Annotated in this window: 24 protein-coding genes; 16 read left to right on the top strand and 8 right to left on the bottom strand. The window is 70.5% G+C overall.

All coding sequences use genetic code 11. The annotated features are described in order from the left end of the window. The first annotated feature begins 4 nt into the window (after nt 1–4). From ABZ930_RS18860 to ABZ930_RS18825, 8 genes are all read left to right on the top strand, one after another. Nucleotides 5–418, top strand: coding sequence for a roadblock/LC7 domain-containing protein (locus ABZ930_RS18860; protein ID WP_111668161.1), 414 nt, complete (start codon nt 5–7; stop codon nt 416–418). A 172-nt stretch (nt 419–590) separates the two neighbouring features. Next, nucleotides 591–1,001, top strand: a complete 411-nt coding sequence (locus ABZ930_RS18855; protein WP_351450404.1) for a DUF742 domain-containing protein — start codon at nt 591–593, stop codon at nt 999–1,001. Then, nucleotides 982–1,572 carry an ATP/GTP-binding protein gene (locus ABZ930_RS18850; RefSeq protein WP_111668159.1) on the top strand — a complete coding sequence of 197 codons (591 nt, stop codon included), beginning with the start codon at nt 982–984 and terminating at the stop codon, nt 1,570–1,572. Before ABZ930_RS18855 ends, ABZ930_RS18850 begins: the two co-directional genes overlap by 20 nt. A 372-nt stretch (nt 1,573–1,944) precedes the next feature. Further along, the gene (locus tag ABZ930_RS18845; protein WP_361549073.1) at nt 1,945–5,187 is read left to right on the top strand and encodes a nitrate- and nitrite sensing domain-containing protein; all 3,243 of its coding nucleotides are present in this window, start codon (nt 1,945–1,947) and stop codon (nt 5,185–5,187) included. Nucleotides 5,188–5,197: 10 nt separating this feature from the next. Then, entirely contained in the window at nt 5,198–5,611 is a 414-nt protein-coding gene (locus ABZ930_RS18840; RefSeq protein ID WP_010984131.1) for a roadblock/LC7 domain-containing protein, read from the top strand. A 94-nt stretch (nt 5,612–5,705) separates the two neighbouring features. Next, nucleotides 5,706–6,317 (top strand): DUF742 domain-containing protein, encoded by a 612-nt coding sequence (locus ABZ930_RS18835; RefSeq protein ID WP_361549071.1) that lies wholly within the window; start codon nt 5,706–5,708, stop codon nt 6,315–6,317. Then, on the top strand, nt 6,298–6,888 hold the full coding sequence (locus ABZ930_RS18830) for an ATP/GTP-binding protein (protein ID WP_361549069.1): 591 nt from the start codon (nt 6,298–6,300) through the stop codon (nt 6,886–6,888). Before ABZ930_RS18835 ends, ABZ930_RS18830 begins: the two co-directional genes overlap by 20 nt. A gap of 348 nt (nt 6,889–7,236) precedes the next feature. Next, nucleotides 7,237–7,899: an RNA polymerase sigma factor gene (locus ABZ930_RS18825; RefSeq protein ID WP_361549067.1), complete on the top strand. Its 663-nt coding sequence runs from the start codon at nt 7,237–7,239 to the stop codon at nt 7,897–7,899. A 533-nt stretch (nt 7,900–8,432) separates the two neighbouring features. Here ABZ930_RS18825 and ABZ930_RS18820 read toward each other — a convergent pair. Beyond that, on the bottom strand, nt 8,433–8,879 hold the full coding sequence (locus ABZ930_RS18820; protein WP_361549065.1) for an ATP-binding protein: 447 nt from the start codon (nt 8,877–8,879) through the stop codon (nt 8,433–8,435). A gap of 173 nt (nt 8,880–9,052) precedes the next feature. On the opposite strand from ABZ930_RS18820, the gene ABZ930_RS18815 reads away from it, so the two are divergent. From ABZ930_RS18815 to ABZ930_RS18805, 3 genes are read left to right on the top strand one after another with little or no spacing between them, the layout of a single operon-like run. Next, on the top strand, nt 9,053–9,910 hold the full coding sequence (locus tag ABZ930_RS18815) for a helix-turn-helix transcriptional regulator (RefSeq protein WP_361549063.1): 858 nt from the start codon (nt 9,053–9,055) through the stop codon (nt 9,908–9,910). Continuing rightward, on the top strand, nt 9,907–10,140 hold the full coding sequence (locus ABZ930_RS18810; protein ID WP_361549061.1) for a DUF397 domain-containing protein: 234 nt from the start codon (nt 9,907–9,909) through the stop codon (nt 10,138–10,140). Before ABZ930_RS18815 ends, ABZ930_RS18810 begins: the two co-directional genes overlap by 4 nt. Beyond that, the gene (locus ABZ930_RS18805; protein WP_361549059.1) at nt 10,137–10,376 is read left to right on the top strand and encodes a DUF397 domain-containing protein; all 240 of its coding nucleotides are present in this window, start codon (nt 10,137–10,139) and stop codon (nt 10,374–10,376) included. The genes ABZ930_RS18810 and ABZ930_RS18805 overlap by 4 nt, the downstream gene beginning before the upstream one ends. 82 nt (nt 10,377–10,458) lie before the next feature. Here ABZ930_RS18805 and ABZ930_RS18800 read toward each other — a convergent pair whose 3' ends face one another. The 4 genes from ABZ930_RS18800 to eno all read right to left on the bottom strand — a co-directional run bounded on the left by ABZ930_RS18800 (nt 10,459) and on the right by eno (nt 17,728). Continuing rightward, nucleotides 10,459–10,650 (bottom strand): acyl-CoA carboxylase subunit epsilon, encoded by a 192-nt coding sequence (locus ABZ930_RS18800; protein ID WP_361549057.1) that lies wholly within the window; start codon nt 10,648–10,650, stop codon nt 10,459–10,461. A 28-nt stretch (nt 10,651–10,678) separates the two neighbouring features. Then, complete coding sequence (locus ABZ930_RS18795) at nt 10,679–12,274, bottom strand: acyl-CoA carboxylase subunit beta (RefSeq protein WP_361549055.1); 1,596 nt, start codon at nt 12,272–12,274, stop codon at nt 10,679–10,681. 220 nt (nt 12,275–12,494) lie between these two features. Continuing rightward, the gene (locus ABZ930_RS18790; RefSeq protein WP_361549053.1) at nt 12,495–16,313 is read right to left on the bottom strand and encodes an endo-alpha-N-acetylgalactosaminidase family protein; all 3,819 of its coding nucleotides are present in this window, start codon (nt 16,311–16,313) and stop codon (nt 12,495–12,497) included. Nucleotides 16,314–16,474: 161 nt separating this feature from the next. Then, nucleotides 16,475–17,728, bottom strand: a complete 1,254-nt coding sequence (gene eno / locus ABZ930_RS18785) for a phosphopyruvate hydratase (protein ID WP_361549051.1) — start codon at nt 17,726–17,728, stop codon at nt 16,475–16,477. 191 nt (nt 17,729–17,919) lie between these two features. Between eno and ABZ930_RS18780 the strand changes: the two genes are divergently transcribed. After that, entirely contained in the window at nt 17,920–18,342 is a 423-nt protein-coding gene (locus ABZ930_RS18780) for a MarR family transcriptional regulator (protein ID WP_361549049.1), read from the top strand. Between the two features lie 526 nt (nt 18,343–18,868). On the opposite strand, the gene ABZ930_RS18775 is transcribed toward ABZ930_RS18780, so the two are convergent. Further along, nucleotides 18,869–20,074, bottom strand: a complete 1,206-nt coding sequence (locus ABZ930_RS18775) for a hypothetical protein (RefSeq protein WP_361549048.1) — start codon at nt 20,072–20,074, stop codon at nt 18,869–18,871. A 226-nt stretch (nt 20,075–20,300) separates the two neighbouring features. Here ABZ930_RS18775 and ABZ930_RS18770 point away from each other — a divergent pair, with 226 nt between their 5' ends. Continuing rightward, on the top strand, nt 20,301–20,909 hold the full coding sequence (locus ABZ930_RS18770) for a YceI family protein (protein ID WP_361549046.1): 609 nt from the start codon (nt 20,301–20,303) through the stop codon (nt 20,907–20,909). Nucleotides 20,910–21,052: 143 nt separating this feature from the next. Continuing rightward, nucleotides 21,053–22,678: a cytochrome bc complex cytochrome b subunit gene (locus ABZ930_RS18765; RefSeq protein WP_361549044.1), complete on the top strand. Its 1,626-nt coding sequence runs from the start codon at nt 21,053–21,055 to the stop codon at nt 22,676–22,678. Nucleotides 22,679–22,681: 3 nt separating this feature from the next. Here the strand turns inward: ABZ930_RS18765 and ABZ930_RS18760 are convergent, their stop codons facing one another. Together ABZ930_RS18760 and sigJ are read right to left on the bottom strand one after the other, a co-directional pair. After that, nucleotides 22,682–23,224, bottom strand: coding sequence for a GNAT family protein (locus ABZ930_RS18760; RefSeq protein WP_361549043.1), 543 nt, complete (start codon nt 23,222–23,224; stop codon nt 22,682–22,684). 9 nt (nt 23,225–23,233) lie between these two features. Further along, the gene (sigJ, locus tag ABZ930_RS18755) at nt 23,234–24,163 is read right to left on the bottom strand and encodes an RNA polymerase sigma factor SigJ (protein WP_361549041.1); all 930 of its coding nucleotides are present in this window, start codon (nt 24,161–24,163) and stop codon (nt 23,234–23,236) included. 121 nt (nt 24,164–24,284) lie between these two features. Here sigJ and ABZ930_RS18750 point away from each other — a divergent pair, with 121 nt between their 5' ends. Next, nucleotides 24,285–24,725, top strand: coding sequence for a hypothetical protein (locus tag ABZ930_RS18750; RefSeq protein ID WP_361549039.1), 441 nt, complete (start codon nt 24,285–24,287; stop codon nt 24,723–24,725). A gap of 80 nt (nt 24,726–24,805) precedes the next feature. Then, the gene (locus ABZ930_RS18745) at nt 24,806–26,140 is read left to right on the top strand and encodes an oxidoreductase (protein WP_361549037.1); all 1,335 of its coding nucleotides are present in this window, start codon (nt 24,806–24,808) and stop codon (nt 26,138–26,140) included. The last annotated feature ends 91 nt before the right edge of the window (nt 26,141–26,231 follow it).

Here is a 26,231-nt window from a genome sequence, read left to right as displayed (position 1 = left end):
CCAGATGAGCCAGGCGGCACAGAACCTGAACTGGTTGATCACCAACTTCGTGGACAACACCCCGGGTGTCTCGCACACGGTGGTGGTGTCCGCGGACGGTCTGCTGCTCGCGATGTCGGAAGGGTTCCCGCGCGACCGCGCGGACCAACTGGCGGCCGTCGCATCGGGGTTGACCTCGCTGACGGCCGGGGCCTCGAGAATCTTCGAGGGCGGGCCTGTGAATCAGACGGTCGTGGAGATGGAGCGCGGCTTTCTCTTCATCATGTCCGTCTCGGACGGCTCGTCGCTGGCCGTGCTCGCGCATCCCGAGTGCGACATCGGCCTCGTCGGGTACGAGATGGCGCTCCTCGTCGACCGCGCGGGCGCCGTCCTCACCCCGGACCTCCGCGCCGAGCTGCAGGGCACCCTGCTGCACTGACCGACCCAGGGCCCGTGTGACGGCCGGTAACCCCGGCCACGCACCAAGTCTTACGCACCACCAGCCCCGAATGCCACAGCAGTTACGTAACCCCCGTCCGGCCGTCACAACTCCCCCACCGGCCCACCCTCAGACGGCAGGCCCCGACCCCGCCGTCCCGCCCGGAGGATCCATGACCCCGCCCACCGCTCCTCACGATCCGTACGGCAGTGCCGCACATGCCGGATACGGACATGAGGGCGACCAGCCGCTGGTCCGCCCCTACGCGATGACCGGCGGCCGGACCAGGCCGCGCTACCAGCTCGCCATCGAGGCGCTCGTCTCCACCAGCGCCGACCCGGCGCAGCTGGTGACCCTGCTCCCCGAGCACCAGCGCATCTGCCACCTGTGCCGCGAGGTCAAGTCGGTGGCCGAGGTGTCGGCCCTGCTGTCGATGCCGCTCGGTGTGGCCCGGATCCTCGTCGCGGACCTCGCGGAGGCCGGGCTCGTCGCCATCCACCAGCCGGGTGGCGACGAGGCCAACGGCGGTGCGCCGGACGTGACTCTGCTCGAAAGGGTGCTCAGTGGACTTCGCAAGCTCTGACGGCGCGCTCGGCGCGGACCCCCGTCCCACCACATCGGCGAAGATCGTGGTGGCGGGCGGCTTCGGCGTCGGCAAGACCACCTTCGTGGGTGCGGTCTCCGAGATCAATCCGCTGCGCACCGAGGCCGTGATGACCTCGGCCAGCGCCGGTATCGACGATCTGACGCACACCGGCGGCAAGACGACCACCACGGTCGCCATGGACTTCGGCCGCATCACGCTCGACCAGGACCTGATCCTGTACCTGTTCGGCACCCCGGGCCAGGACCGCTTCTGGTTCATGTGGGACGACCTGGTCCGCGGCGCCATCGGCGCCGTCGTCCTCGTCGACACCCGCCGCCTCGCCGACTGCTTCCCCGCCGTCGACTACTTCGAGAACTCCGGCCTGCCCTTCGTCATCGCCCTCAACGGCTTCGACGGACACCAGCCCTACACGCCCGACGAGGTCCGTGAGGCGCTGCAGATCGGGCCCGACTCCCCGATCATCACCACCGACGCGCGACACCGTGCGGATGCAAAGAGTGCGCTGATCACGCTCGTGGAGCACGCGCTGATGGCCCGGCTGAAGTAGCCGGGAACGGCCGAAAACCAGCCATCAAGTGACTGGATCCATACGGTAGTTGTCGTAGGCCCTCCAGAGGCCCCTGTGGCCTTTGACACGCGGGGCCTCTGCGTTCATAACGTTTCGACAGAGAATTCCAGGGGTCCCGACACGGGTCGCGCACACCCGGTTCCACTGCGCTCACAAGAGCCCCGCCTTTTGGCGGGGCTCGCTCTTTATGACCGTTTTATCTGGGGCATGCATCACGTGGAGGTTCCGCTTCCGACTGTTTGGAAGTGCGCCTCCTGACGTGCTGGAATGCGCTGAACTGCCCAGTAGGAACGGGCCTGGAGACATACCGCGGCACAACGTAGGTGCCGACGCCGAGAGGTTGTTGGTCGAGTGAGGCGAAGCAAGAGCAGTCCCGAGCCCACGTCGGGGGCACGGGGCAACTTCACCCCGCCGCCGCGCACAGCGGCGCCGGCCGCCCCCGTGGCCGAGACCGTGGCGCCGGCCCCGTCCGGCGGCCGGATGTCCCCGCGCAACTGGCGGGTGCCCACCAAGCTGAACGCGATTCTGCTCATACCCGTACTGGTCGCCCTCGTCATGGGCGGCTTCCAGGTCAAGGGCAAGATCGACACCCTGAACGAGGCACAGGACGCGGAGAAGACGGCCAAGATCGTCAAGGCCGCCGCCGCGTACGGACAGGCCCTGCTCAACGAGCGCGACCTGTCGGCCGAGCCCATCCTCTCGGGCGAGCGCGACTCCGCGACCGTGAAGAAGCTCTACGCCGCCACGGACGACGCCAAGAACGCGTTCGCCGAGGAGGTCAGGGGCGCCCCCGACAACGCCGGTCTCCAGCGGCGCCTCGGTCTCATCGAGAAGGCCGAGCCGCAGCTCGCCGTCCTGCGCAAGAAGGCGTACGGCCGCGACATGGACCCGGTGAAGACGGAGGAGGGCTATGTCTCCGTCCAGCACTACCTCATGGAAGTCGCCAACGAGCTGAACCTCGGCAACAGCAACGTGACCGCGTACGGCCGGACCGTCTACGCGATCCAGCTGGCCAAGGCCGCCGAGTCGCTCAACCGCTCCATCGGCATGCACCTGCTGGTGCGCCCCAGCACCGACAGGGCGACCTTCCAGCGCCAGGTCGTCTCCTTCAACTCGTACACGTACCTCGAGGGCATCGCGACGCAGGAGTTCGTCTCCGGCGCCGAGCCCGCGGACGTGGCCAAGCTGAAGCAGGTCTTCAAGGAGAAGGCCGCCGAGGGCGTCAAGGAGTACCCGGCGCTCGTCCAGAAGGCGGCCGCCGCCGGCAAGAAGCTGCCGACGAAGCTGCCCAGCAAGGACGGCAGCGTCTACGACGGCATGGTCGCCGCGGTCGCCCAGGGCCAGACCCCGTCGGCGCTCGCCGCGAAGGGCGTGACCCCCGAGACCTGGCAGTTCGCCACCACCAGCAAGTTCGACGGCTACACCCAGGTCGAGAACGAGCTGATCGACCGGGCCGTGACCGACGCCTCCGGCATCGCCGACGACGCCCAGCGCGACGCGTACATCACCGCGGGCGCCACCGTGCTCGCCGTCCTCGCCGCGTTCCTCATCGCCGGGCTCATGGCCCGCCAGATGTCCCGCTCGATGCGCCGGCTGCGCTCCGCCGCCTTCGACGTGGCCGAGCAGCGGCTGCCGTCGCTCGTCGACCAGCTGTCGCGCACCGAGCCGGGCCGCGTGGACACCCGCGTCCAGCCGATCCCGATCACCACCACCGACGAGATCGGCGAGGTCGCCCGCGCCTTCGACCAGGTGCACCGCGAGGCGGTCCGGCTGGCCGCCGAGCAGGCCCTCCTGCGCGGCAACATCAACGCGATCTTCACCAACCTGTCGCGCCGCAACCAGTCGCTCATCGAGGGCCAGCTGACCCTCATCACCGACCTGGAGAACAACGAGGCCGACCCGGACCAGCTGGAGAGCCTCTTCCGCCTGGACCACCTCGCGACCCGTATGCGCCGCAACGGCGAGAACCTCCTGGTCCTCGCCGGCGAGGAGCCCGGCCGCCGCTGGGACCAGCCGGTCCCGCTGGTCGACGTGCTGCGCGCCGCCACCTCCGAGGTGGAGCAGTACGAGCGCATCGAGCTCCAGGGCGTGCCGGAGGCCGACATCCACGGCCGCGCGGTCACCGACCTCGTGCACCTGCTCGCCGAGCTGCTGGAGAACGCGACCTCGTTCTCCTCCCCGCAGACGAAGGTCCGCGTCACCGCGACCCGTCTCCCCGACGGCCGCATCATGATCGAGATCCACGACAAGGGCATCGGCCTCACCGCCGAGGACTTCGCGGACATCAACCACAAGCTGGCCAACCCGCCGACCGTGGACGCCGCGATCTCCCAGCGCATGGGCCTCTTCGTGGTCGGCCGGCTGTCCGACCGGCACAGCATCCGCGTCCAGCTGCGCCCCTCGGGCGAGCAGGCGGGCACCACCTCGCTGGTGATGCTCCCGGACGTGATCACGCACGGCGGTGGCGGCGACCACCAGCAGAACGGCGGCGGCGACTTCACCGTCTCCACGATGATCCCGCAGCAGCCGGCCTTCGAGAAGGCGCCGCTGCGCACCGCCGCCGAACTCGGCTTCGACGACAGCCGTTACGACGTCCCGGACGACGCCCGCGAGCTGGACCCGGTCGGCCGCTCCCTGATGCGCGAGGAGCGCCGGGCGGCGCTCGAGGCCCAGACGCAGGGCACCGAGTACGCCGAGGACACCGAACGCCCGCTGTTCCGCGACGAGGTACAGCCGCAGCAGGACCAGCGGCAGCCCGGCTATCCCGAACAGAACTCGTACGACGGTCAGCAGTTCGGGTACGACAACCAGCAGCAGGTCCCGTACGACGAGCCGCACCAGACGGGCTACGACGGCCAGCCGCAGGGCGGGTACGACGATGTGCAGCAGTCCGGCTACGACTACTCCGCACCGGGCCAGCCCGGCCACCCCACCGCCCAGCAGGGCGGCTACGAGCCGGACTACGGCTCGCAGGGCGGCTATGCGGAGGCGCAGCCGAGCACCTTCAGCGCCTTCCAGGAGCAGCAGCGGCAGCCCGAATGGCCGGTCCAGGAGGGCTACCAGGACGGTTTCCACGCCTCCTACGCCCCGGAAGCGGAATCCGCGCAGGACCCTGCCGCGGCGGAGCGGGACAGCGTAGGCTTCGACCCGCACACTCCCGCGACCCAGGCCGGTCCCTCCCCCTCCGTCGCGCACGACATGACCGACGCCGGTCTGCCGCGCCGCGGATCCAGCGCCCCCCAGCGCGAGGAAACCCCGGCACCGGACACCGGTGACGGCGACAGTGACACCTGGCGCTCGTCCAACGACGAGCGGTGGGAGCGGGCGGAGGCGCTGAAGCGTCCGAAGGCGGGCGGAGTCACCTCCTCCGGTCTTCCGCGCCGGGTACCCAAGGCCAACCTGGTCGAGGGAACCGCGGAGGCGACACCCCAGGGCGGTCCCCAGATCTCCCGCGCCCCCGAGGACGTACGGGGCAGGCTGAGCAACCTGCGCCGTGGTGTGCAGCGGGGCCGCAGTGAAGGCAACAGTGATACGAACGGCCAGGTCAGCGGGTATCCCGATGGGCCTGACAGCACCTACAACCAGGAGCGTTAGTGTGAGCCCGATGAGCCAGGCGGCACAGAACCTGAACTGGTTGATCACCAACTTCGTGGACAACACCCCCGGGGTGTCCCACACGGTGGTGGTCTCCGCCGACGGACTCCTTCTGGCGATGTCCGAAGGGTTCCCCCGCGACCGTGCCGACCAGCTGGCGGCGGTCGCGTCGGGTCTGACCTCGTTGACCGCGGGCGCGTCCCGCATCTTCGAGGGCGGCGCGGTGAACCAGACAGTTGTGGAGATGGAGCGAGGATTCCTCTTCCTCATGTCCATTTCCGATGGTTCCTCGCTCGCCGTCCTCGCACACCCGGAGGCGGACATCGGCCTCGTCGGGTACGAAATGGCCCTTCTTGTCGACCGCGCGGGCACGGTTCTCACGCCCGACCTGCGTGCGGAGCTTCAGGGAAGCCTTCTCAACTAACAGACAGGCGGTGCGTTTTCGCGCCTCGTGGCCGTAAGGTTTCGGGACGCGGCTCCACAGTGATGGTGCCCAGCGCAGTCGGAGGAGGAAGTACGTGTCTGGTTCAGCAACACCGCCGAGCGGTTCGTCGGCCAACTGGCCGCCCTACGGCCCTGCCCAGGGCCAGGCCGGCACGGGCGGGCGCGGCCACGGTCGCGGCGCTGACCGTGGCGACGGGTCGCAGAACCGGTACAACTTCCCCTCTGCGCCGAGCAACGCCCGGCCGACCCGACAGCCCGGTCCCTACGACCAGCCGTCGGCGCCGCGCATCCAGCCCGTGCAGCCGCAGCCGCGCCCCGACGCGAATCCCGCACCCCCTGCGAAGAACAACCCCCTGGTGCGCCCGTACGCCATGACGGGCGGCCGCACCAGGCCGCGATACCAGCTCGCCATCGAGGCGCTGGTGCACACCACCGCGCAGCCGCACCAGTTGCAGGGCCAACTGCCCGAGCATCAGCGGATCTGCACCCTGTGCCGGGAGATCAAGTCGGTGGCCGAAATCTCGGCCCTCCTCACGATCCCTCTCGGCGTGGCCAGGATTCTCGTCGCGGACCTCGCGGAGGCGGGCCTGGTCGCCATCCATCAGCCCGGCGGCGACGAGAGCGCCGGCGGTCAGCCAGACGTGACATTGCTCGAAAGGGTGCTCAGTGGACTTCGCAAGCTCTAGCGGAGGGCCGGCAACTCCAAGTCGTTCCACCACGTCCGCGAAGATCGTGGTGGCGGGCGGATTCGGCGTCGGCAAGACGACCTTCGTCGGCGCCGTGTCGGAGATCAACCCGCTGCGCACCGAAGCCGTGATGACCTCGGCGAGTGCGGGGATCGACGACCTGACACACACCGGCGGCAAGACGACCACCACGGTCGCCATGGACTTCGGCCGCATCACGCTCGACCAGGACCTGATCCTGTACCTGTTCGGCACCCCGGGCCAGGACCGCTTCTGGTTCATGTGGGACGACCTGGTCCGCGGCGCCATCGGCGCCGTCGTCCTCGTCGACACCCGCCGCCTCGCCGACTGCTTCCCCGCCGTCGACTACTTCGAGAACTCCGGCCTGCCCTTCGTCATCGCCCTCAACGGCTTCGACGGCAGTCAGCCGTACAACCCGGACGAGGTGCGCGAGGCGCTGCAGATCGGCCCGGACACCCCGATCATCACGACGGACGCCCGGCACCGCGCGGACGCCAAGTCGACGCTGATCACGCTCGTCGAGCACGCGCTCATGGCGCGGCTGCGCTAGCCCGACGGCGACCACGCCGGTACCTTCGCCCCGCTGGGTTCGTCCCCAGCGGGGCGTTGCGGCTTTTCGGAGGCTTTCCTCTGCTTCTCGGCCATGCTGCACGAGCGTTCACAGCCTCTTCCGTGCGGTCGTCACATGCGTCTCGCCCCTGATAGCACTGAGTACACGCAGTAACACCTTTGGTTATAGGTGGAGTTCAGTCGAGATGTCCCCAGCGCACAACTGACCGAATCTACATACCTGCCGCTGTGATGTTTTCGCGCGCTCTCGCGCTCACCTCATGGGGGCGGGACGATGTATGGCGCCCGCCCGCCTCAGGGCGAACTGAGCAGGAAGCGGAGCCATCCGATGAGCTTGTCCTATTCGGGCGTCGCGGTCACCAGATCAGGTGCCGCGGTCGCGCGATCCGAACGGCCTCCGAGTACCGGGCAGGGGGCGGCGCAGACCATCCGCGAAGCGGAGTGCTGCCTCCTGCACGACGCGGTCCAGCAGGCGCAGAAGGGGGACGAACGGGCCTTTCGCACCGTTTACCAGACGCTGCATCCACGGCTCCTCGCCTACGCACGGGCCCTGGTGGGCGCGACGGAGGCCGAGGACGTCCTGTCGGACAGCTGGCTGCAGATCGCCCGGGACCTGCACAAGTTCCGGGGTGACGGAGCCGGCTTCCACGGCTGGTGCAGCCGGATCGTGCGCAACAGGGCGCTGGACCACGTCCGCTGGCACAAGCGCCGGCCGGAGGCCCCGAACGACCTGAGCACGGTCCAGGAGCGACCCGCGCCCGACGACACCCCGACGCAGGCCCTGGACACCCTGGGCACCGAGCGCGCCCTCGCCCTCGTGGCCCAGCTGCCCCGGCAGCAGGCCGAGGCGGTGATCCTGCTGGCCGTCGTCGGACTCGACGCCAAGCGCGCGGCCGACATCCTCGGCAAGCGCGTCGGCGCCGTCCGCACCGCCGCCCATCGCGGCATCCGCAAGCTCTCCGGTCTCGTGACGGAGACCGCGCACACCTAGCGCTTCCCGCGCGGCCGGACCCCACTCCTCGCCCGCGCACCGCACGGTCCCGCGCCGCCCCTGCCCCGGCGACGCCCCCGACCGCCCTCCGGGCTCCCAGGCCGCCCAACCGGTGCGCCGAGCCCCTTCTACGACGTCCGCCCCGCGCGGACCCGGCGCCCAGGCCCCCGGCGCAGCACGGCAGCCGCCGCCGGCCCCCGCCACCGTGAACCCCTCGCGGAGCAGGGCCCGTTCCACGGCCGCCTTCCGTGCGGGACAGCACCGTGGCCCCGCGCCGCCCGCTCAGCGGGCCGCCTGCGCCCCGTTCCGGTCCCGCCCGTCGGGTCCCGCCCGTCCGTGCCCGCCCGTCCGTCCCGGCCGCCCCCGCGGTCCGCGCCGGAGGCGGCACCCACGCACGTCCGCGACCGACCACACAGAGGATACGAATGACCACGCACAGATGCAGAAGGGTGCCACCCTCACCGCCGTCCGTGAGGACGACGGCCAGGGCGACACCCGGTCTCCTGCGGGGGTCCGGCGAACCGGCCCCCGCGTCAGTCGCAGCCGCCCGCGTCCACGTCCCCGAGGCCCAGCTCGGCCCAGACCACCTTGCCGGTGGACGTCGGCGTCATGCCGAAGGCCGAGGCGTGGGCGGCGACCAGGAACAGGCCCCGCCCTCCGGTCTGGAAGAAGTCCGGGGGCTCCGTGGGCACCGGAACCATCTCCGGGGACGTGTCCGCCACCTCGACACGCACGCCGTCGGCGGTCCGGCTGATGACGAAGTCGAAGGTGCTGTCGTCGCAGTGCCGCACATTGCTGCACAGCTCCGTCGCCACGAACGAGGTGTCGTGCACGAGCTTGTGCAGACCCCAGCAGCGCAGGCGGGCGCCCACGATTCTGCGGATCTGCTCCAGACGGTGCGGGCTGTACTCCATACGGATCGCGCACGGCCGATCGAGCATGTCCATCAGCTCGATCTCATCCGTCGGCTGGTCCGGCATTACCCCTCCGGGGGTTCATCGGCGGTCAACTCGCTTGCGGACAAAGGGCGTTGCGTGTCCAGCATGGCGCCGAAACTATGCCCTAGGCAAGTATTACGTGCGAGTACCTTGCCGATGCGATGGGATTGCATATGACAGTTGTGTGGCCCGAGGGGGCGGGACATCATGTGGCCATGTCCCAGAGCGAGATGCCCACGATGCGCAGCCGCCGGCTCGGAGCCGAACTGCGGCGGCTGCGCACTGAAGCCGGCCTGAAGGTCAACGACGCCGCCCAGGCACTGGAGTGCGGGCAGCCGAAGATCAGCCAGATCGAGACCGGCAAACGCGGCATCCGCCAGCTCGACCTGACGACCCTGCTCAACCTGTACGCCGTCACGGACGAGCACCAGCGGACCAACCTCAAGCGGCTGGCCCGGGACATTCACAAGGTCGACTGGTGGTCCGGCCAGGGGCCCCTGTTGAGTGACGACCTGCGCGACTACCTCACCCTGGAGGCTGATTCCTCGCTGGTCCGCTCCTTCGAGCCTTCGGTTATCCCAGGTCTCCTGCAGACCGAGGCATATATGCGCGAGATATTCACCGCGGCGGCCGACACGGATTACGTGGAACCCCTTGTGAAGACTCGGATGAGACGCAAGGATCTGCTCGGCGGAACCAATGAATTCCGTTTGAGGGTGGTCATAGACATGCCCGCGCTGCACCGCATACCCGGTCCGCGGGCCCTGATCCGTGAGCAGTTCGAACACCTCATGGAGACCGGTGAGTCGCCCAATGTCACCATTCAGATCCTGCCATTGGACATCACTCTTCCGCTCTCCCAGTACGCTCCTTACACGCTCTTCACCATGCGCGGCGAACCGCCCGTACAAGTGGCATGGCTGGAGCACATGACCGGCGGCACGCTCCTTGAGCAGCGACCTGACGTGGAGACTTACACCAAGGCGTGGGACGACCTGACGGCGGCCGCGCTTTCTCCGGCACAGTCCCGCCGGTACCTCAGTGACCGAATCAAGCAAGAGAGCGAATCATGATGTCCCCCACTTCCGCACCCACCGCCTCGCTCCGCGAGATCGGGTCGGCGGCCTGGCACAAAAGCACGTTCAGCGGCGCGTCCAACGGCTGCGTGGAGCACGCGAAACTCACCGGGGACCGCCGCGCGGTCCGCGACACGAAACACCGCGAGTTCGGCGCGATCGTCTTCGATTCACCTTCCTGGGACGCATTCATTTCAAGCGTCAACTCAGGAGTTCTGCCGCTGTGAGTACTCGGGTGGATCTGGATATCGAGAAAAAACGTCTCTATGCTCTCGATCTCTCCGGCGCCACATGGCTGAGAGCTCCTGGAGACGCCTCCCGCGCCCCGGTGGAGGTCGCCTCCCTCGGGGACGGCGCGGTGGCCATGCGCAACCCGGCGGCCCCGCACGGGCCCGTCCTGCGCTTCACCGCCCATGAGTGGGAGGCCTTCAAACTCGGGGCGCTGCAGGGCGAGTTCGACTGATCCCGGGTACGACACGGCAAAGGCGTGAGCCCCGTCCTCGAAGGACGGGGCTCACGCCTTGTCTGCGGACCGGAAGAGCCGGTCAGCCCTGCCAGGAGTGCGGGGCGCGGAAGCCGTGCTGGCGCTCCAGACGGCGCCAGCCGGCGCGCGACTGGCGGGCCGCCTCCGGCGCGGACGGCTGGGCGGCGGCGCGGGCGACCAGGAGGGCGGTGATGGCCGCGACCTCTTCGGGCGCGGCGTTGCCCTTCTCTACGCGGATGTCGGGCATGGACATGGGGCAGGTCTCCTAGGGCTGGGGGCCGCTACTGCGGCGGGTTGCCGTGCTTGCGGGACGGCAGGTCGGCGTGCTTGGTGCGCAGCATGGCCAGGGACTTGACGAGCACCTCGCGGGTCTCGGCGGGGTCGATGACGTCGTCGACCAGACCGCGCTCGGCCGCGTAGTACGGGTGCATCAGCTCGGCCTTGTACTCCTTGACCATCTTCTGGCGCATGGCCTCGGGGTCCTCGGCGTCGGCGATCTGCCGACGGAAGATCACGTTGGCCGCGCCCTCGGCGCCCATGACCGCGATCTCGTTCGTGGGCCAGGCGTAGGTGAGGTCGGCGCCGATGGACTGGGAGTCCATGACGATGTAGGCACCTCCGTACGCCTTGCGGAGAATCAGCGAGATCCTCGGGACGGTGGCGTTGCAGTACGCGTACAGCAGCTTCGCGCCGTGGCGGATGATCCCGCCGTGCTCCTGGTCGACACCGGGGAGGAACCCCGGGACGTCGAGGAGGGTCACGATCGGGATATTGAAAGCGTCGCACATCTGCACGAATCGGGCAGCTTTTTCCGACGCCTCGATGTCCAGGACGCCCGCGAGCGCCTGCGGCTGGTTGGCGACGATGCCGACGACCTGGCCGTCGAGCCGGGCCAGGGCGCAGATGATGTTGCGCGCCCAGCGCTCGTGGACCTCCAGGTAGTCGCCGTCGTCGACGAGCTCCTCGATGACCTTGGTCATGTCGTACGGGCGGTTGCCGTCGGCCGGGACCAGGTCGAGCAGGACGTCCGAGCGGCGGTCCGCCGGGTCGTCGGACTCCACGGTCGGCGGGTTCTCCCGGTTGTTCTGCGGGAGCATCGAGATCAGGTAGCGGACCTCGGCGATGCAGGTCTCTTCGTCGTCGTAGGCGAAGTGGCACACACCGGAGGTCTCGGCGTGGACGTCGGCGCCGCCGAGCCCGTTCTGGGTGATCTCCTCACCGGTGACCGCCTTGACGACGTCCGGGCCGGTGATGAACATCTGCGAGGTCTCGCGGACCATGAACACGAAGTCGGTGAGGGCGGGGCTGTAGGCCGCGCCGCCCGCGCACGGGCCGAGCATCACGCTGATCTGCGGGATGACACCGGACGCCTTGGTGTTGCGCTGGAAGATGCCGCCGTACCCGGCGAGCGCGGAGACGCCCTCCTGGATACGGGCGCCCGCGCCGTCGTTCAGGGAGACCAGCGGGGCGCCGGCCGCGATGGCCATGTCCATGATCTTGTGGATCTTGGTGGCGTGGGCCTCGCCCAGGGCGCCGCCGAAGATCCGGAAGTCGTGCGCGTAGACGAAGACCGTACGGCCCTCGACCGTGCCCCAGCCGGTGATGACACCGTCGGTGTAGGGCTTCTTGGCCTCCAGGCCGAAGCCGACCGCGCGGTGCCGGCGCAGCTGCTCGACCTCGTTGAACGAACCCTCGTCCAGGAGCAGCTCGATGCGCTCGCGCGCGGTCAGCTTGCCCTTCGCGTGCTGGGCCTCGGTCGCCTTGTCGCTGGGACCGGCCAGGGCCTGTGCGCGGATCGCGTGCAGCTCGGCCGTGCGCCCGCGGGCGTCGGTGGGCTCGTCCCCGGGGTTCGAGGCGGTGTCGTCCAAAACGGTCATGTAGTGACCATACGAAGCCGACCAAGGAAACGGGCCGTCGACTCTGTACAGTCTCCGGCCCGTTTTCCTGGTAGCCCCGAACAGAACCTGACCTCGATGCAGCCGAAGTTACTGCTCAGGGCCCCGTCCCGTTGTAGAGATCACACAAAGGGGTGCGGTGAGAGACCGGTCACGTCGCCGTGCGGGCGGGCGGGACCGTCTCAACTGTTCACCCAGGTTTTCACCCGTCGCAATGGAAGCGGGCGGCTCCCCAGTCGGCGTGGTCGTTGCCGTTGCCGTCGCCGCCGTCGGAGACGATCAGGTCGACGTACTGGGCGCCGGTGACGTCGGCCGACAGGGACCAGGCCGGGTCGGCGGCCTTGAGGACGGGTGAGGCGACCTTCTCCGTGCCGTCGGCCGCCACCGAGAATTTCACACTTCCGCGGGTGGTCTGTACGTCGTCGACGCCGACCTCGGCCGTGAAGGAGCCGCACCGCCCGCCGAGGTAGTAGCGGACCTCGGCGGGTGCGTGGGTGCCGAGGCCCTTGGCGTACGCGGTGCCGCCGATCTTCAGCGGGGTGCCGTCGCCCTGGCCCTGTTCACCGACGGACTGGTCCTTCTCGACCGGCCCCCAGCCGTTCTCCGCCGAGGTCCAGTCCAGGTCGCTCGCGTACGTGTCCGTGGTGGGCGGCGGCGGAAGGGTGCGGACCGAGGTGCCCGCGGTGAGCTTTCTGGCGGTACCCGCGACCGAGTACGCCGCCCGCGCCGTCAGCTCGTACGGCCGGTACTCGGCGTCGACCGGCGGCGTCACCTGCCAGGTCGCGGTGGCGCGGGCGCCGGGGGCGACCGGGTCGAGGGTGATCTTCCCCGCGGGTTCGGCCTTCCAGCCCTCCGGCAGGTCGAGGGTGACGGACGCGTCCTCGATCCGGTCCTTCTCGTAGTTGGTGAGGGTGGCCTGGACCTTGTTCGCCCGGCCCGGTTCGAGGGTGTCCCCCGCCTTGAGCGCGAGGGTGCCGCAGGCGGCCGGTTCCTTCGCCGGGCCGAGGTCGGTCACGGTGAAGTCGTCGAGGACGAAGTCGGCGCCTTCCGGGGCGCCGGGCAGCTTGCGCAGTCCGGTCCAGGTGTCGCCGCAGCCGGCGGTGACCGTGGTGGTGAAGCGGCCGGTGGTGCGCTGCTGCCCGATCGGTTCGGCGGCGGTCTCGACGGCGTCGTCGCCCCGGTCGTAGCCGCTGATCCACCGGTAGGCGCCGGCGTGGCTGGACTGGTAGGCGAAGTCGACCTTGTAGGCGTGCCCGTCCTTCATGGGCACGGACGCCGGTGAGGTGCGGTAGACGACGCCGTCGTTCTCCTCGTGCGACTTCAGGGACTCGCCGCCGCCGATGACGTCGTCGACGAGCTTTCCGTTCCAGCCGGCCTGGGTGTACGGGGCGTTCTCCTGGGCGATGTGGGTGCGCGGGTCGGTGACGCCGCCCGCGTCGCCCTTGTCGAAGGGACCCCAGCCCTGGTCGACGTCCTCGAAGTCCTCGTGCACGACGGTGCCGGGCTCGGTCGTCGGGGCGTTGCGCACGACCCGTACGTCGTCGACGCGGACCGTGGCGGCGCCGTCGTCGGCGGCCGCGGCGACGCGCAGGGTCGCCGAACCCTTGCGGTCCGCCGTGAAGTTGACCTTCATCCGCTGCATGTTCGTGCCGTGCCAGTCGCTGGCCGCCATGGTGTTCGGCAGGGTGGACCGGTCGAGCGCGGTGGACGCGCCGCCCGCGCTCAGGGTCGTGTGCCGGGAGGCGCCCGGCTCGATCTCGGTCCAGGCGGAGGCCGTGTAGCGCTCGCCGGGGGCGAGTCCGGTGATCCGCTGGGCGACGGACGCGGCGCCCTTGCCGGTGAGGGCGGCGCTGTTGCGGCCGTTGCCGTCGGTGTCGCGGGCGACGGAACCGGTCGTGTCCCAGCCGCGGAGGCGGGCGTCGTTGAAGCCGGGGTCGGTGATGCCGGTGCCCTCGCCCCAGGCGGGGTCGGCGGCGCGCGGGGTGTCCTTGGCCGGATAGAGGACGTACGGCTGTCCCGCTTCCGCCTCGAGGGTGAGCTTTCCGTCCGTGCCGGTGCGGACGGTGCCGGTCTTCACCCGGCCGTTGTCGGTGAGCTTGTAGACGGTGTACGTGCCGGGAGCCACGGCCCAACTGCTGCTGCCGCCCTGCTTGTTGTAGTGGTACAGCTTCTTCCCGCCACTCCACGGGAGCAGATAACGGTCGCCGTCGAGGACCTTGCGGCCGTGGTCGTAGAAGGTGCGCCGGCCGTCCTCCACCGTGCCGCGCAGGCCGCCGGTGAAGGTGATGTCGTCGCCGTCCCAGCGGGTGATCTGCTGGTGCTGGAGGTACTTGGCGGGCAGGTCGCGCTGCCAGACGTTGGCGTAGAAGTCGTTCCAGTCGTTCTCGCCGGTCCAGCCCTCGAAGTCGACCAGCGCGCTCTGGCCGAGGACGGGGTCGTTGTTCCAGACGTCCTTCTCGCTGTTGCGGATGAACCGGATGATCTTCGAGTTGAGGCCCTTGTTGGTGGCTCCGCCGTAGTCGAGGTCGTTGGCCCAGTGCGACCACAGGGACTGCCGCTCGAACTTGTCGGCCCACTCGGTGGCCAGGTTCCAGCCCTGGCCGTTGATCGCCTTCGCGGTCTGCTCGGCGATCCAGCCGTGGGTGTAGTACACGTCGACGTAGACCGTGGTGAGGTTCTTGTCGGTCTCGTCGCGCAGTTGCTGGAAGCGGGCGGCGAGGTCGCCGCTGTCGATGTCGCGGCGCTGGTCGATGTAGTAGCTCTGGTCGAGCCAGTTCCAGCCGGGCGACTTCGGGTCGATCAGGTCGTCCTTGAAGTGCTTGGCCACCGGGTACGCCTCGGTGGCGTTGACGTGGACGCCGAACTCGGCGCCGTACTTCTTGCCCGCCTTGAGCAGCTTGTTGAGGTCCTTCAGGCCGCCCGCGCGCTGGTTGGTGTTGCCGCCGTAGTCGGGGTGCGCGGAGTCGTGGCCCTCGGACGCGTACCCCTTGAGCAGGGCGAACTGGCCCAGGTCGTCGGTGGCGAGGGAGATCCGCTTGACGTCGTCGAGGGTGCGCAGGAAGGGGTGCTGGGCCTGGCTGGCGAAGTTGAAGGGGATGTGGGTGATGACCCGGTCCGCGGTGTCCTCGCCACCCTGCGGCTCGATGCCGATGGAGCGGAAGGCGACGGCGCCGTCCTGCCAGTCGACGGTGTCGTCGCCGTTGGCGTCGGGGGTGACGACGACCTTCGCCCAGGGGAGGTCGTCGCCGGTGGCGTGGGTCGGCGACCCGGCGCCCCGGTACGTCCACTGCCCGGACCAGACGCCGACGCGGGTGGAGCCGTCGGCGTCCTTGCGGGCCTGGTGCCAGAACCGGGCGTCGTCGCCGCCGGTCGCGCCGCTCGGCTTGTCGTACGCGGAGTTCGACTCGACCGCGGCGGCCAGCCGCCCGGTGTTGACGATCGCGTAGGAGGCGCCCGTCGCGGAGGTCTCGGCCGGGGTGTCTGCACCGACCTCGCCGAAGACGTCCGCAGTGCGGGTGGAGTCCGCGTCCAGCTTGGTGAACGCCGTCTCGGCGCCGCCGTCCGCGCTGCCGACCGAGACGAGGTCCTGCCCCGGGATGTCGATGGTCCCGACCCGGAAGCCTGCCGTGTCGCGGACCGCCGTGATCCGGAAGGTCGTCGTCCGGCCGGAGACCCCGAGGGTGGCGTCGATCTCCACGCCGGGCAGGTCGGGGAAGGCGAGCGTGTACGCGGCCGTGGACCCGGTGACCTTCGGCGCGGCCCGGACCTCGGTGGCGTACGCCTTGCCGTTGAGGGTGACCTCGGTGACGGGCCGGGTGCTGCCGAGGAGGCGGGCGCCGTCGGCCCGGTTCTCGTAGGACAGGACGCGGGGGAAGTCCTCGGCGACGGTCACTTTGAGCCGGGCGCTGGTGAGGACGGTGCCGTTCGGCTCCGCCGCGGTGGCGCTCGCCACCGGGGTGAGGGTGGCTCCGAGTACGGCCGCGAGGGCCAGGGCGTAGGGGGCTCGGGATCTTGGGGGCATGTCGTTCTGGGTATCCGCGGGGTGCCCTCCGGGTCAACGGGTCCATGGGGTATCGGAGTTGAGAGTCCAACTGTCCGACTCCTTTAGTCCAAGCCCCGTAGGAGGCTTGCCCGCGGCCCGGTGGGGCTTCTCGCGCGGTTCCCCGCGCCCCTGGCGGGGCTTCAGTACTTGGCGGCGTCGCCCAGTTCGCGTTCGATGCGGATCAGGCGGTTGTACTTGGCCGTGCGGTCGGAGCGGGACAGGGAACCGGTCTTGATCTGGCCGCAGCCCGTCGCCACCGCCAGATCGGCGATGGTCGTGTCCTCGGTCTCGCCGGAGCGGTGCGACATCACGGCCTTCCAGCCCGCCCGGTGGGCGATGTCCACCGTCTCCAGCGCCTCCGTCAACGTCCCGATCTGATTGACCTTGACCAGGACGGCGTTGCCGACCCCGGTACGGATGCCCTCGCGCAGCAGCTCGGGGTTGGTGCAGAACACGTCGTCGCCGGTGAGCTGGCAGCGGTCGCCCACGCGGGCGGTCAGCTCGCGCCAGCCGTCGAGGTCGTCCTCGGCCATCGGGTCCTCGATGGACAGGATCGGGTACGCGTCGATGAGTCCGGTCAGGTAGTCGACCTGCTGGGCCGTGGTGCGGTCGACGCCCTCGCCCCGGTAGGCGTAGACGCCGTCGCGGTGGAACTCCGACGACGCCGGGTCCATGATCAGGCCGAGGTCCGTGCCGGGCCGGTACCCGCTGCGCTCGATCGCCGCCATGACGAAGTCGAGCGCCTCCTCGGCGGTGCGCAGCGCGGGCGCGAAACCGCCCTCGTCGCCGACGCCCGTGGAGTGCCCGGCGGCGAGCAGGTCGCGGCGCAGGGTGTGGAAGACCTCGGAGCCCATCCGGACGGCTTCGGCGAAGGTCGGGGCGCCGATCGGCGCGATCATGAACTCCTGGAAGTCCAGCGGATTGTCGGCGTGGGCACCGCCGTTGACGATGTTCATCATCGGCAGCGGGAGCAGGTGGGCGTCGGCGCCGCCGAGGTGGCGGTAGAGCGGCAGCCGGTGCGCGGCCGCGGCGGCCTTGGCGGCGGCGAGGGAGACGCCCAGCAGGGCGTTGGCGCCGAGCCGGGACTTGGCGGGGGTGCCGTCGAGGGCGATCAGGGCGGCGTCCAGGCCCGCCTGGTCGTCGGCGTCCCGGCCGACGACGGCCCGGGCGATCTCGCCCTCGACGTGGGAGACGGCGCGGTCGACGCCCTTGCCGTGCCAGCGGTGCGGGTCGCCGTCGCGCAGTTCGACGGCTTCGCGGGCGCCGGTGGAGGCGCCGGAGGGGACGGTCGCGCGTCCGCTCGATCCGTCGGCCAGGGTGACGTCGGCCTCGACGGTGGGGTTGCCGCGGCTGTCGAGGACGGCGAGGGCGGTGACGGAGACGATCTCGGGCATGGGAGGTCCTTCCCGTTGCTGCGTGCCGCGGCCCTGCTGCGACGACGGTGGCGCGTGCCGCGACGGAGCAAAACTATACAGCCTTGCTGTTCAGTTCTGCTGCACAGCCGTGCTGAACAGTTGTGCTGAACAGCTGCGCTGCGCAGGTGAGGTGCGCAGTTTCGCTGGATACCGCCGGGTAAAGTGCGCTCATGTCTGCCCCGGAATCCGCCGCCGTCGCCGCCGATCTGCGTACCGCGATGGGCCGGCTCACCCGGCGCGTGAAGCACGAGGACCTGATTCCGCACGGCCAGGTCGCCGTGCTCGGCGTGCTGGACCGCGACGGCGCCATGACCACCAGCGATCTCGCCGCCGATCAGCGGGTCAGGCCGCAGTCGATGGCCCGTGCCGTCGGGCTGCTGACGGAGCAGGGGCTCGTCACCCGCCGCGCGCACCCCACCGACGGACGCAAGTCACTGGTGGAGCTGACCGAGGCGGGGCGCGCCGCGCTGGATGCGGAGCGGGGGCGTCGGGCGGGGTGGCTCGCGCAGGCGATCGAGGCTGAACTCAGCGCCGATGAGCGGGAGTTGTTGTCCCGGGGTGCGGCCCTGATGGAGCGGCTCGCCGGGCGCTGATCCGCGGTCGGGCGCGGCTTTCGTCGTGGCTGGTCGCGCAGTTCCCCGCGCCCCTGGGTCGTACGCCGGCTGACGGCCGGCGGCCGCTTCTCGCGCAGTTCCCCGCGCCCCCGGGTCGTACGTCACGCGCGCCACCGTCGTGGCTGGTCGCGCAGTTCCCCGCGCCCCTGAGATGCGCACTTCGTGCGCCATCTCATCGAGAGAGGCGCGCCCCGTGCGGACCTCGACAGAGAGGCGCGCCCCGTCCGGACCCGGGCAGAGAAGCGCGCCCCGTCCGGACCCCGGCAGAGAAGCGCGCCCCGTCCGGACCCCGGCAGAGAAGCGCGCCCCGTCCGGACCCCGGCAGAGAAGCGCGCCCCGTCCGGACCTCATCGAGAGAGGTGCGTCTCGTGTGGCGCCCGTCGGGGAGGTGCGGCGGGGCCGCAGTCTCCAGGGGAGGCTGCGCGTCAGCGCATGGCTCAGGGGCGCGGGGAACTGCGCGGCCAGCCACGACGGAAGCCGCAGACGAAGGACGCGCCGCCGCAGCTCACAGCGGGGTTTTCACCACCGCCGCCACCCACACCCCGTACGGCAGCGCCGCACAGGCCAGCGCGCTCGCCACCACAAGAACCTGCGCCCGGCGCCGCCGCCAGCCCCGCGCCATGGTCCGGGCCACCGGAATGAGCAGCGGAAAGGCGGGCAGCACGAAGCGCGGCTTGGAGGCGAAGGGGCCGCCGAGCAGCAGCACCATCAGGACCAGGACCCCGCTGAAGACCAGCAGCGGCAGGGCCGCCCGGGGCGAGCGGTCGAGACAGAGCAGGCAGAACAGCACCACGGCGGCGGCGACGAGCAGCACGGACACCGGATAGACGACCTTGCCGCCGTACAGGAACAGCACCCGCAGAAAGCGCAGCGAGCTCACACCGAGGTCGAGCCCCGACTTCCAGGCGTCCTGCACGGTGAAATAGCCGTGCAGCAGGTCCCCCGTGCGCGCCCCGACCCACAGCACGTAGCCGAGCCACCCCGCGGGGGCGAGCAGCGCCGCGACCCAGGGACCGCGCCCGCGCCCGCGGCTCCGGACGAGTTCGCACGCGGCGGTGACCACGACCGCGGCGGCGACGGCGAGCCCGGTGGGCCGGGTCAGGCCCGCGAGGACGGCCAGGGCGCCGGCGAGCCACCAGTTCCGGGCGAGCAGGGCGTACAGCGCCCAGGCGGCGAGCGCGGCGAACAGCGATTCGCTGTAGGCGAGGGTGAGGACGACCGCCTGGGGCAGCAGCGCCCACAGGACGACGAGGAATGTGGCCGTCGCCGTGCCGTACAGACGGTGGCCGACGGCGTAGACGCCCCAGGCCGCGGCGAGGGCGGCGGCCCAGGCGACGAGGAGTGCGGCCGGCCCCGCGCCGCCCGGCAGGACGGCGTCCGCTCCTCGGGTCAGCAGCGGGAAGAGCGGGAAGAACGCGAAGTCGGTCTGCACGGTCCCGAACGTGGAGAGGTATTCGCGGGTGCCGTAACCGTGTTCGGCGATGTGCAGGTACCAGACGGCGTCCCAGGCGTGGGCGAGCGTCCGGGTGGCCGGGCGTCCGCCGTTCAGGTCGGTGAGGACCAGCAGGACGACTCCGGTGGCGCGGACCGCCGCGAAGACGGCGAGGGCGCGCAGCACACCCGGCGGCTTCCCGGAACTCCACCGTCCGGCCTCGACGGGCCCGACCCGCAGTCCGCCCTGGAGTTCCGTCGCCTCGCCCGTCCGCAGCACGCGCAAACCCCGCCTTTCTCGCACAATGGAGACGTTTGGCTCTACAAGGTGGCACAAAGCGTCAACGGGACTTTCCTATCGGTCACTCACCCGTGTGTCACCGGAGCGACACACTGCGTTTGATGTTGAAAGTTGAACATCATCGCGCTACAGTCGTCCTCAGTTGATAGTTCAACCTTCAACATCACGTCGGCACCCCGTGCCGCCCGTCCCCAAGGAGCACGTCATGGGCATCTTCGGCCGCAAGAACGAGACCACCGACACCACCGCTGCCGCCGCGCCGGCCGGCCCGGACCTGAGCGCCGTCACGGGCGACTACACGGTCGACCCCGCGCACACCACGCTCGGCTTCGTCGCCCGGCACGCGATGGTGACGAACGTGAAGGGCAGCTTCACCGACTTCACCGGCGAGCTGCACCTCGACGGCTCGGACCCGGCCAAGTCCACCGCGAACTTCGACGTGCAGATGGCCAGCATCGACACCGGCAGCGCCGACCGCGACGGCCACCTGAAGAGCGCCGACTTCTTCAAGATCGACGAGTTCCCGACGATGACGTTCCGCTCGACGTCCGCCGAGTCGCTGGGCGGCGACGACTACCGCATCACCGGCGACCTCACGATCCTCGGCACCACGAAGCCGCTCTCCATCGACCTGGAGTTCAACGGCTCGGCGAAGGACCCGTTCGGCAACGAGCGCGTCGGCTTCGAGGGCAAGGCCGAGATCCTGCGCTCGGAGTGGGGCCTGACCTGGAACGCGGCGCTGGAGACCGGCGGCGTCCTCGTCTCCGACAAGATCAAGCTGAACTTCGACATCTCCGCCATCAAGAGCGCCTGAACCACCTGTACGGCGGGCCCGGACGGCCGCTCCGTCCGTGACCTCGACCGGCTCCCTGTGTGACACGTCACAGGAGGCCGCCGCGATGTCACGAACGGAGCGGCCGTCCCGTCGTTCTCGTGAGCACCCATGGGAGGTTCACGATGAGCGGAAGCAGGGACACGAGGGACACGGCGGCGGGCGAGCGCGTCGCGGACTGGGCCGACGGCCGGCTCGGCGTCTACGGTCTCGGCCGCAAGTATCTGCGCAAGGTCTTCCCCGACCACTGGTCGTTCCTGCTGGGCGAGGTCTGCCTCTACACCTTCGTCATCCTGATTCTGACCGGCGTCTATCTGACCCTGTTCTTCCATCCGTCGATGAACGAGGTGGAGTACCACGGGAGTTACCTGCCGCTGAGCGGCGTACGCATGTCGGAGGCGTACTCCTCGACGCTCGACATCAGCTTCGACGTGCGCGGCGGGCTGCTGATCCGGCAGATCCACCACTGGGCCGCGCTGATCTTCGTGGCGGCGATGTTCGTGCACATGATGCGGCACTTCTTCACGGGGTCGTTCCGCAAGCCGCGCGAGCTGAACTGGCTGTTCGGCTGGCTGCTGCTGTTCCTCGCGCTGTTCGAGGGGCTGCTGGGGTACTCGCTGCCCGACGATCTGCTGTCCGGGGCGGGGATGCGGCTCATCGAGGGCATGACCCTGGCCGTCCCGGTCGTCGGGACGTATCTGTCGTTCTTCCTCTTCGGCGGCGAGTTCCCGGGCCATGACATCGTGGCCCGCTTCTACTCGATCCACGTGCTGCTGCTGCCGGGCATCATGGCGGCGCTCGTCGTCACCCATCTGATCCTGGTCTTCTACCACAAGCACACCCAGTTCCCCGGCCCGGGAAAGACCGAGCGCAATGTGGTGGGCCAGCCGTTCTTCCCGGTCTACGTGGCCAAGGCGGGCGGCTTCTTCTTCCTGGTCTTCGGTGTGGTGGCGGCGATCGCCGCCGTCGCGACCGTCAACCCTGTCTGGGTGTACGGGCCCTACCGCCCCGACCAGGTGTCGACGGGCGCGCAGCCCGACTGGTACCTGGGGTTCGCCGAGGGGCTCGTGCGGGTGATGCCGGGGTGGGAGATCGTGCTCGGCGGGCACACCCTCGCCCTCGGCGTCCTCGTCCCGTTCCTCGCGTTCCCGCTGTGGCTGGTCCTCATCGGGGTGTATCCGTTCGTGGAGGCGTGGATCACGGGCGACCGCCGCGAGCACCATCTGCTGGACCGGCCGCGCAACCGTCCGGTGCGGACCGCGCTCGGGGTGGCCTGGCTGACCGGTTTCCTCGTCGCGATGGCGGCCGGCGGCAACGACCTGTGGGCCACGCACTTCCATCTCTCGGTGAACGCCATCACCTGGACCGCGCGGGTGGCGCTGTTCGCCGGTCCGGTCCTCGCCTACGTCGTGACCCGGCGGATCTGTCTCGGGCTGCAGCGGCGGGACCGGGACAAGGTGCTGCACGGCCGTGAGACGGGCCGGATCAAGCGGCTGCCGCACGGGGAGTACGTGGAGGTCCACGAGCCGCTGTCCCGGGGCGAGTTGCACCGCCTGACCCAGCACGAGCAGCCCGCCGCGCTGGAGGCCCTCCCCGACACGGACGAGCACGGAGTACGCCGTCGGGTGCGGGCCGTGCAGCGGCTCCGGGTGGCGCTGTCGCGGTGGATGTTCGGGGCGGGGGCGCAGGTGCCGAAGGCCGGGGCGCCCGAGGCGGAGGAGGCGCCGCGACGTCCGTCGTTGCGGCCGTGACCCCTACCGCCGAGGGCTGTCCCGCCACTCCCCCGCGAGCAGGCCCAGCACCACGTCGTCCTGGAACGTGCCCATCACCCAGGCCGAGGAGCGCAGGACGCCCTCGTGGACGAAGCCGTTGCGCTCGGCGGCGCGCAGCATCGGGGTGTTGTCCGACAGGGTCTCGATCTGGAGCCGGTGCAGTCCGCGGACGACGAACGCGTAGTGGCACAGCGCCGCGACCACGTCGGTGCCGTAGCCCTTGCCGCGGGCGGCCGGGAGCAGGCCGAGGCCGATGTGCGCGGACCGGTGGTGTAGGTCGATGCCCCACAGGTTCGCGCCGCCGACGAGGGCGCCGCCGTCCAGCTCCACCACGGAGAACACGAGGTGCCGCGGATCCTCGTCGTCCACCCGGAACCGGCTCTGCGGTGAGCCGGGCGTGAGCGGGCGCCACGGTTGGGTGTCGGCCCGCGCCGTGGTGGCCACCCGGGCGTAGAGCTCGGCCTCCAGGACCGGGATGTCGTCCTCGTGCCGGGCCCTGAGCCCGATCTTGTCGCCCTTCAGCATGGGAGTTTCCTATCCGGCCGGGTCGGATCCGGGCAATCCGTTTTGTGCCTGCCGGGCCCACGCCCCCAGCTTCTCGGGGTTGCGCACCGCCCAGATGCGGGTGACCCGGCCGTCCGCGCAGTCGAACGCGGCCACCGTCGCCGGGACTCCGTCGACCTCGGCGACCAGCCCCGGCGTGCCGTTGACCGTCCGCTCCCGCAGGACGAGTCCGGTGGCCTTGCGCGCGAAGAGGGCCAGGTAGCGGGCGATCTCCTCGCCGCCGACGACCGGGTGCCGCGCGGCGGCGACCACACCCCCGCCGTCGGCGGCCATCGTGGCGTCGGGGTCGAGGAGTGCAACGAGGGCGGCGATGTCCTTGGCCTGCCAGGCCCGTTTGAAGTCCCCTACGAGTACGGCCTGCCGGTCGGGGCCGGTGGTCGCGGTGCGGGCCGCCCGGATCCTGCCGCGCCCCGAGGACGCCAGCTGCCGGCAGGCCGCCGGGGTCCGCCCGAGGATCTCGGCGATCTCGGCGAACGCGTACCGGAAGACGTCGTGCAGCACGAACGCGACCCGCTCGGCCGGGGTCATCGACTCCAGGACGACGAGGAACGCCATGCTCACCGACTCGTCGAGGGTGATCCGGTCCGCCGGGTCGCCGTCCCCGGCCGCGCCGGTGGCGTGGGCGCGGTCCGGCAGCGGCTCGGGGATCCACTCGCCGACGTAGCGCTCCCGCCGCACCCGCGCCGAACCCAGCTGATCGAGGCAGATCCGGCCGGCCACCGTCGTCAGCCACGCGCCGGGGTTCTCGACGGCCGCCCGCCGCTGTTCCGACAGCCCGTACCAGCGGGCGTACGTCTCCTGCACGGCGTCCTCGGCCTCGGTCAGCGAGCCGAGCAACCGATAGGTGAGATTCGTCAGGTGGCGCCGCTCCCCCAGGACCGTGCTCTGTGTCACATCCACCCCGACCGCCCCCTCCTGGCCTGACCTTTCACGGACCCGCGTCGTCGACGTATCGAGACCGTACAGAAGATCGACTGCCGTGCGGCAGGAGTCCGGGAAACCGGAGAGAGAAGGACGCGTGATGGTCAGCGAGATCAGCCGGGTCGGCCAGGCCGGCCGGAGCAGCCGGCCGGTGGCGGCCCGCCGCAGCACCACGTTCCTCAGGGTCGCCGTCGCGCTGCAGACCGCGACGGTCTTCGTCCAGGCCGTCAGCGCCGGACTGCTGCTCACCGCCCACTACGGCGAGGTGATCCACAGCGTCGGGGCGCGCGTGATGTACGCCGCGTCGATGCTCTACGTCCTCGCCGCGGTCCTCGCCTGGAGACCGGGCGGCGGTTCGCCCCGGCCGATCCTGCACGCGTCGGGCTTCCTCGTGCTCGCCTCGGCGCAGGTGGTGCTCGGCGTCGCGCACGTGCCGTCGGTCCATGTCCCGCTGGGCGTCCTGATGTTCGGGCTGAGCGTGCTGGCGCTCACGCATCCCCGGGCGCGGGCGATCGTGCCGGTCGGGGCCCCCGGCAGCTGACGCCGCTGGAAGGATGGCCCTCATGACCATCGCGGCACGACGGCACCACCGCACCGGGGGCACCGGCCCCACCGGCAGCCATGCGGCTTGATCCGGGCGTCCTGCGGGACAGACTGCTGGAGGCGACGGGCACCGTCCGGATCGAACGGGCCCGCATCACCGGCCCGTTGAACCTCGACGGCACCGAGATCAAGGCCCTCGTGCGGTTCGAGGAGTGCGAGTTCGAGGGACCCGTCAGCCTGGAGGCGGCGTCCACCCTCGCCCTCTCGATCACCCGGAGCAGGCTGCCCGGACTGCGGGCGCCGACGGCCCGCTTCGGCGGGCGGGTCGATCTGCGCGGCACCACGGTCGACGGCGCCCTGAACCTGGTGCACGCGCACATCGGGGGCGGACTGCGGCTCGACGGCGCCCGTCTGATCCACCCGGAGGGCGTCGCGCTGGAGGCCGGCGGGCTGGTGATGGAGGGCGGGGTGTTCTGCGACGGCGGGTTCGAGGCCGAGGGGTCCGTCGGCTTCCCCGGAGCGCAGTTGCCGGGCGGGCTGTGGATGCGCGGGGCGCGGATCACGGTCGGGGAGCCGGGCGCGGTCGCGTTCAACGGGGACAATCTGACCGCCTCCACGGTTCGGCTGTCGCACGGCTTCAGCACCGACGGCCGGATACGGCTGCGCGGCGCCCAGATAGACGACCTGCTGACCCTCAACGGAGCCGAACTCACCGGCACGGGCTCCTCGTTGATGTGCGTGGGCGCCCGCGCCGAGGCGCTCGACCTGCGCTTCGCGACCGCCCCGCGCGGCACGGTGAATCTCCGCAACGCCCACTTCACCCGCATCCAGGACACCCCGGGGACCTGGCCCCCCTCGCTCGGCCTGGACGGGCTGACGTACGACTGGCTGGAGTCCACCGCGCCCCGCCGCCGCGACGACGTGACGAACCGGCTGGCCTGGCTGCGCCGCGACGACGGCTACTGCCCGCAGCCGTACGAGCAACTGGGCGTCAACTACCGCCGGTTGGGCCATGACGACGAGGCACGCCGGGTGCTGCTGCACCGGCAGCGGCAGCGCCGCGCGACGCTCGGCCCGGCGGGCCGGCTGTGGGGGTACCTCCTCGACGCGACCGTCGGCTACGGCTACCGGCCCTGGCTCGCCGGGCTCTGGCTGGCGCTGCTCACGGCCGCGGGCTGGTTCGTCTTCCGCACCCACCGTCCGGTGCCGAACAAGGCGGGCGAGGGGCCGCCGTTCCACGCGCTCGTCTACACCCTCGACCTGCTCGTCCCGATCGGCGGGTTCGGCCAGCGCGACGCCTGGCACTGGGCCACCGTCGGGCCCCAGTCGCTCGCGTACGCGCTCGTGGTGATCGGCTGGGTCCTGACCACGGCGGTGGTGGCCGGGGTGACCCGCACCCTGAGTCGCAACTAGGGCCTGTCCGGCGGATCAGGTCGCAGCCGGGCGGCCCGCGCATTTCTGTGCTGGTGAGCGGGGTCTGGTGCGTCGAGATGCAAGGCGGAGG

This window comes from Streptomyces sp. NPDC046716 (genome assembly GCF_040645755.1).
GTDB lineage: Bacteria > Actinomycetota > Actinomycetes > Streptomycetales > Streptomycetaceae > Streptomyces.
This window is presented reverse-complemented; position numbering and strand designations above follow the sequence as displayed.

Coding starts and splice junctions, on each gene's coding strand:
- ABZ930_RS18860 (WP_111668161.1), top strand. CDS start 5: ATGAGCCAGGCGGCACAGAACCTGAACTGGTTGATCACCAACTTCGTG.
- ABZ930_RS18855 (WP_351450404.1), top strand. CDS start 591: ATGACCCCGCCCACCGCTCCTCACGATCCGTACGGCAGTGCCGCACAT.
- ABZ930_RS18840 (WP_010984131.1), top strand. CDS start 5,198: ATGAGCCAGGCGGCACAGAACCTGAACTGGTTGATCACCAACTTCGTG.
- ABZ930_RS18825 (WP_361549067.1), top strand. CDS start 7,237: ATGAGCTTGTCCTATTCGGGCGTCGCGGTCACCAGATCAGGTGCCGCG.
- ABZ930_RS18820 (WP_361549065.1), bottom strand. CDS start 8,879: ATGCCGGACCAGCCGACGGATGAGATCGAGCTGATGGACATGCTCGAT.
- ABZ930_RS18815 (WP_361549063.1), top strand. CDS start 9,053: ATGTCCCAGAGCGAGATGCCCACGATGCGCAGCCGCCGGCTCGGAGCC.
- ABZ930_RS18810 (WP_361549061.1), top strand. CDS start 9,907: ATGATGTCCCCCACTTCCGCACCCACCGCCTCGCTCCGCGAGATCGGG.
- ABZ930_RS18800 (WP_361549057.1), bottom strand. CDS start 10,650: ATGTCCATGCCCGACATCCGCGTAGAGAAGGGCAACGCCGCGCCCGAA.
- ABZ930_RS18795 (WP_361549055.1), bottom strand. CDS start 12,274: ATGACCGTTTTGGACGACACCGCCTCGAACCCCGGGGACGAGCCCACC.
- ABZ930_RS18790 (WP_361549053.1), bottom strand. CDS start 16,313: ATGCCCCCAAGATCCCGAGCCCCCTACGCCCTGGCCCTCGCGGCCGTA.
- eno (WP_361549051.1), bottom strand. CDS start 17,728: ATGCCCGAGATCGTCTCCGTCACCGCCCTCGCCGTCCTCGACAGCCGC.
- ABZ930_RS18780 (WP_361549049.1), top strand. CDS start 17,920: ATGTCTGCCCCGGAATCCGCCGCCGTCGCCGCCGATCTGCGTACCGCG.
- ABZ930_RS18770 (WP_361549046.1), top strand. CDS start 20,301: ATGGGCATCTTCGGCCGCAAGAACGAGACCACCGACACCACCGCTGCC.
- ABZ930_RS18765 (WP_361549044.1), top strand. CDS start 21,053: ATGAGCGGAAGCAGGGACACGAGGGACACGGCGGCGGGCGAGCGCGTC.
- ABZ930_RS18760 (WP_361549043.1), bottom strand. CDS start 23,224: ATGCTGAAGGGCGACAAGATCGGGCTCAGGGCCCGGCACGAGGACGAC.
- ABZ930_RS18750 (WP_361549039.1), top strand. CDS start 24,285: ATGGTCAGCGAGATCAGCCGGGTCGGCCAGGCCGGCCGGAGCAGCCGG.
- ABZ930_RS18745 (WP_361549037.1), top strand. CDS start 24,806: ATGCGGCTTGATCCGGGCGTCCTGCGGGACAGACTGCTGGAGGCGACG.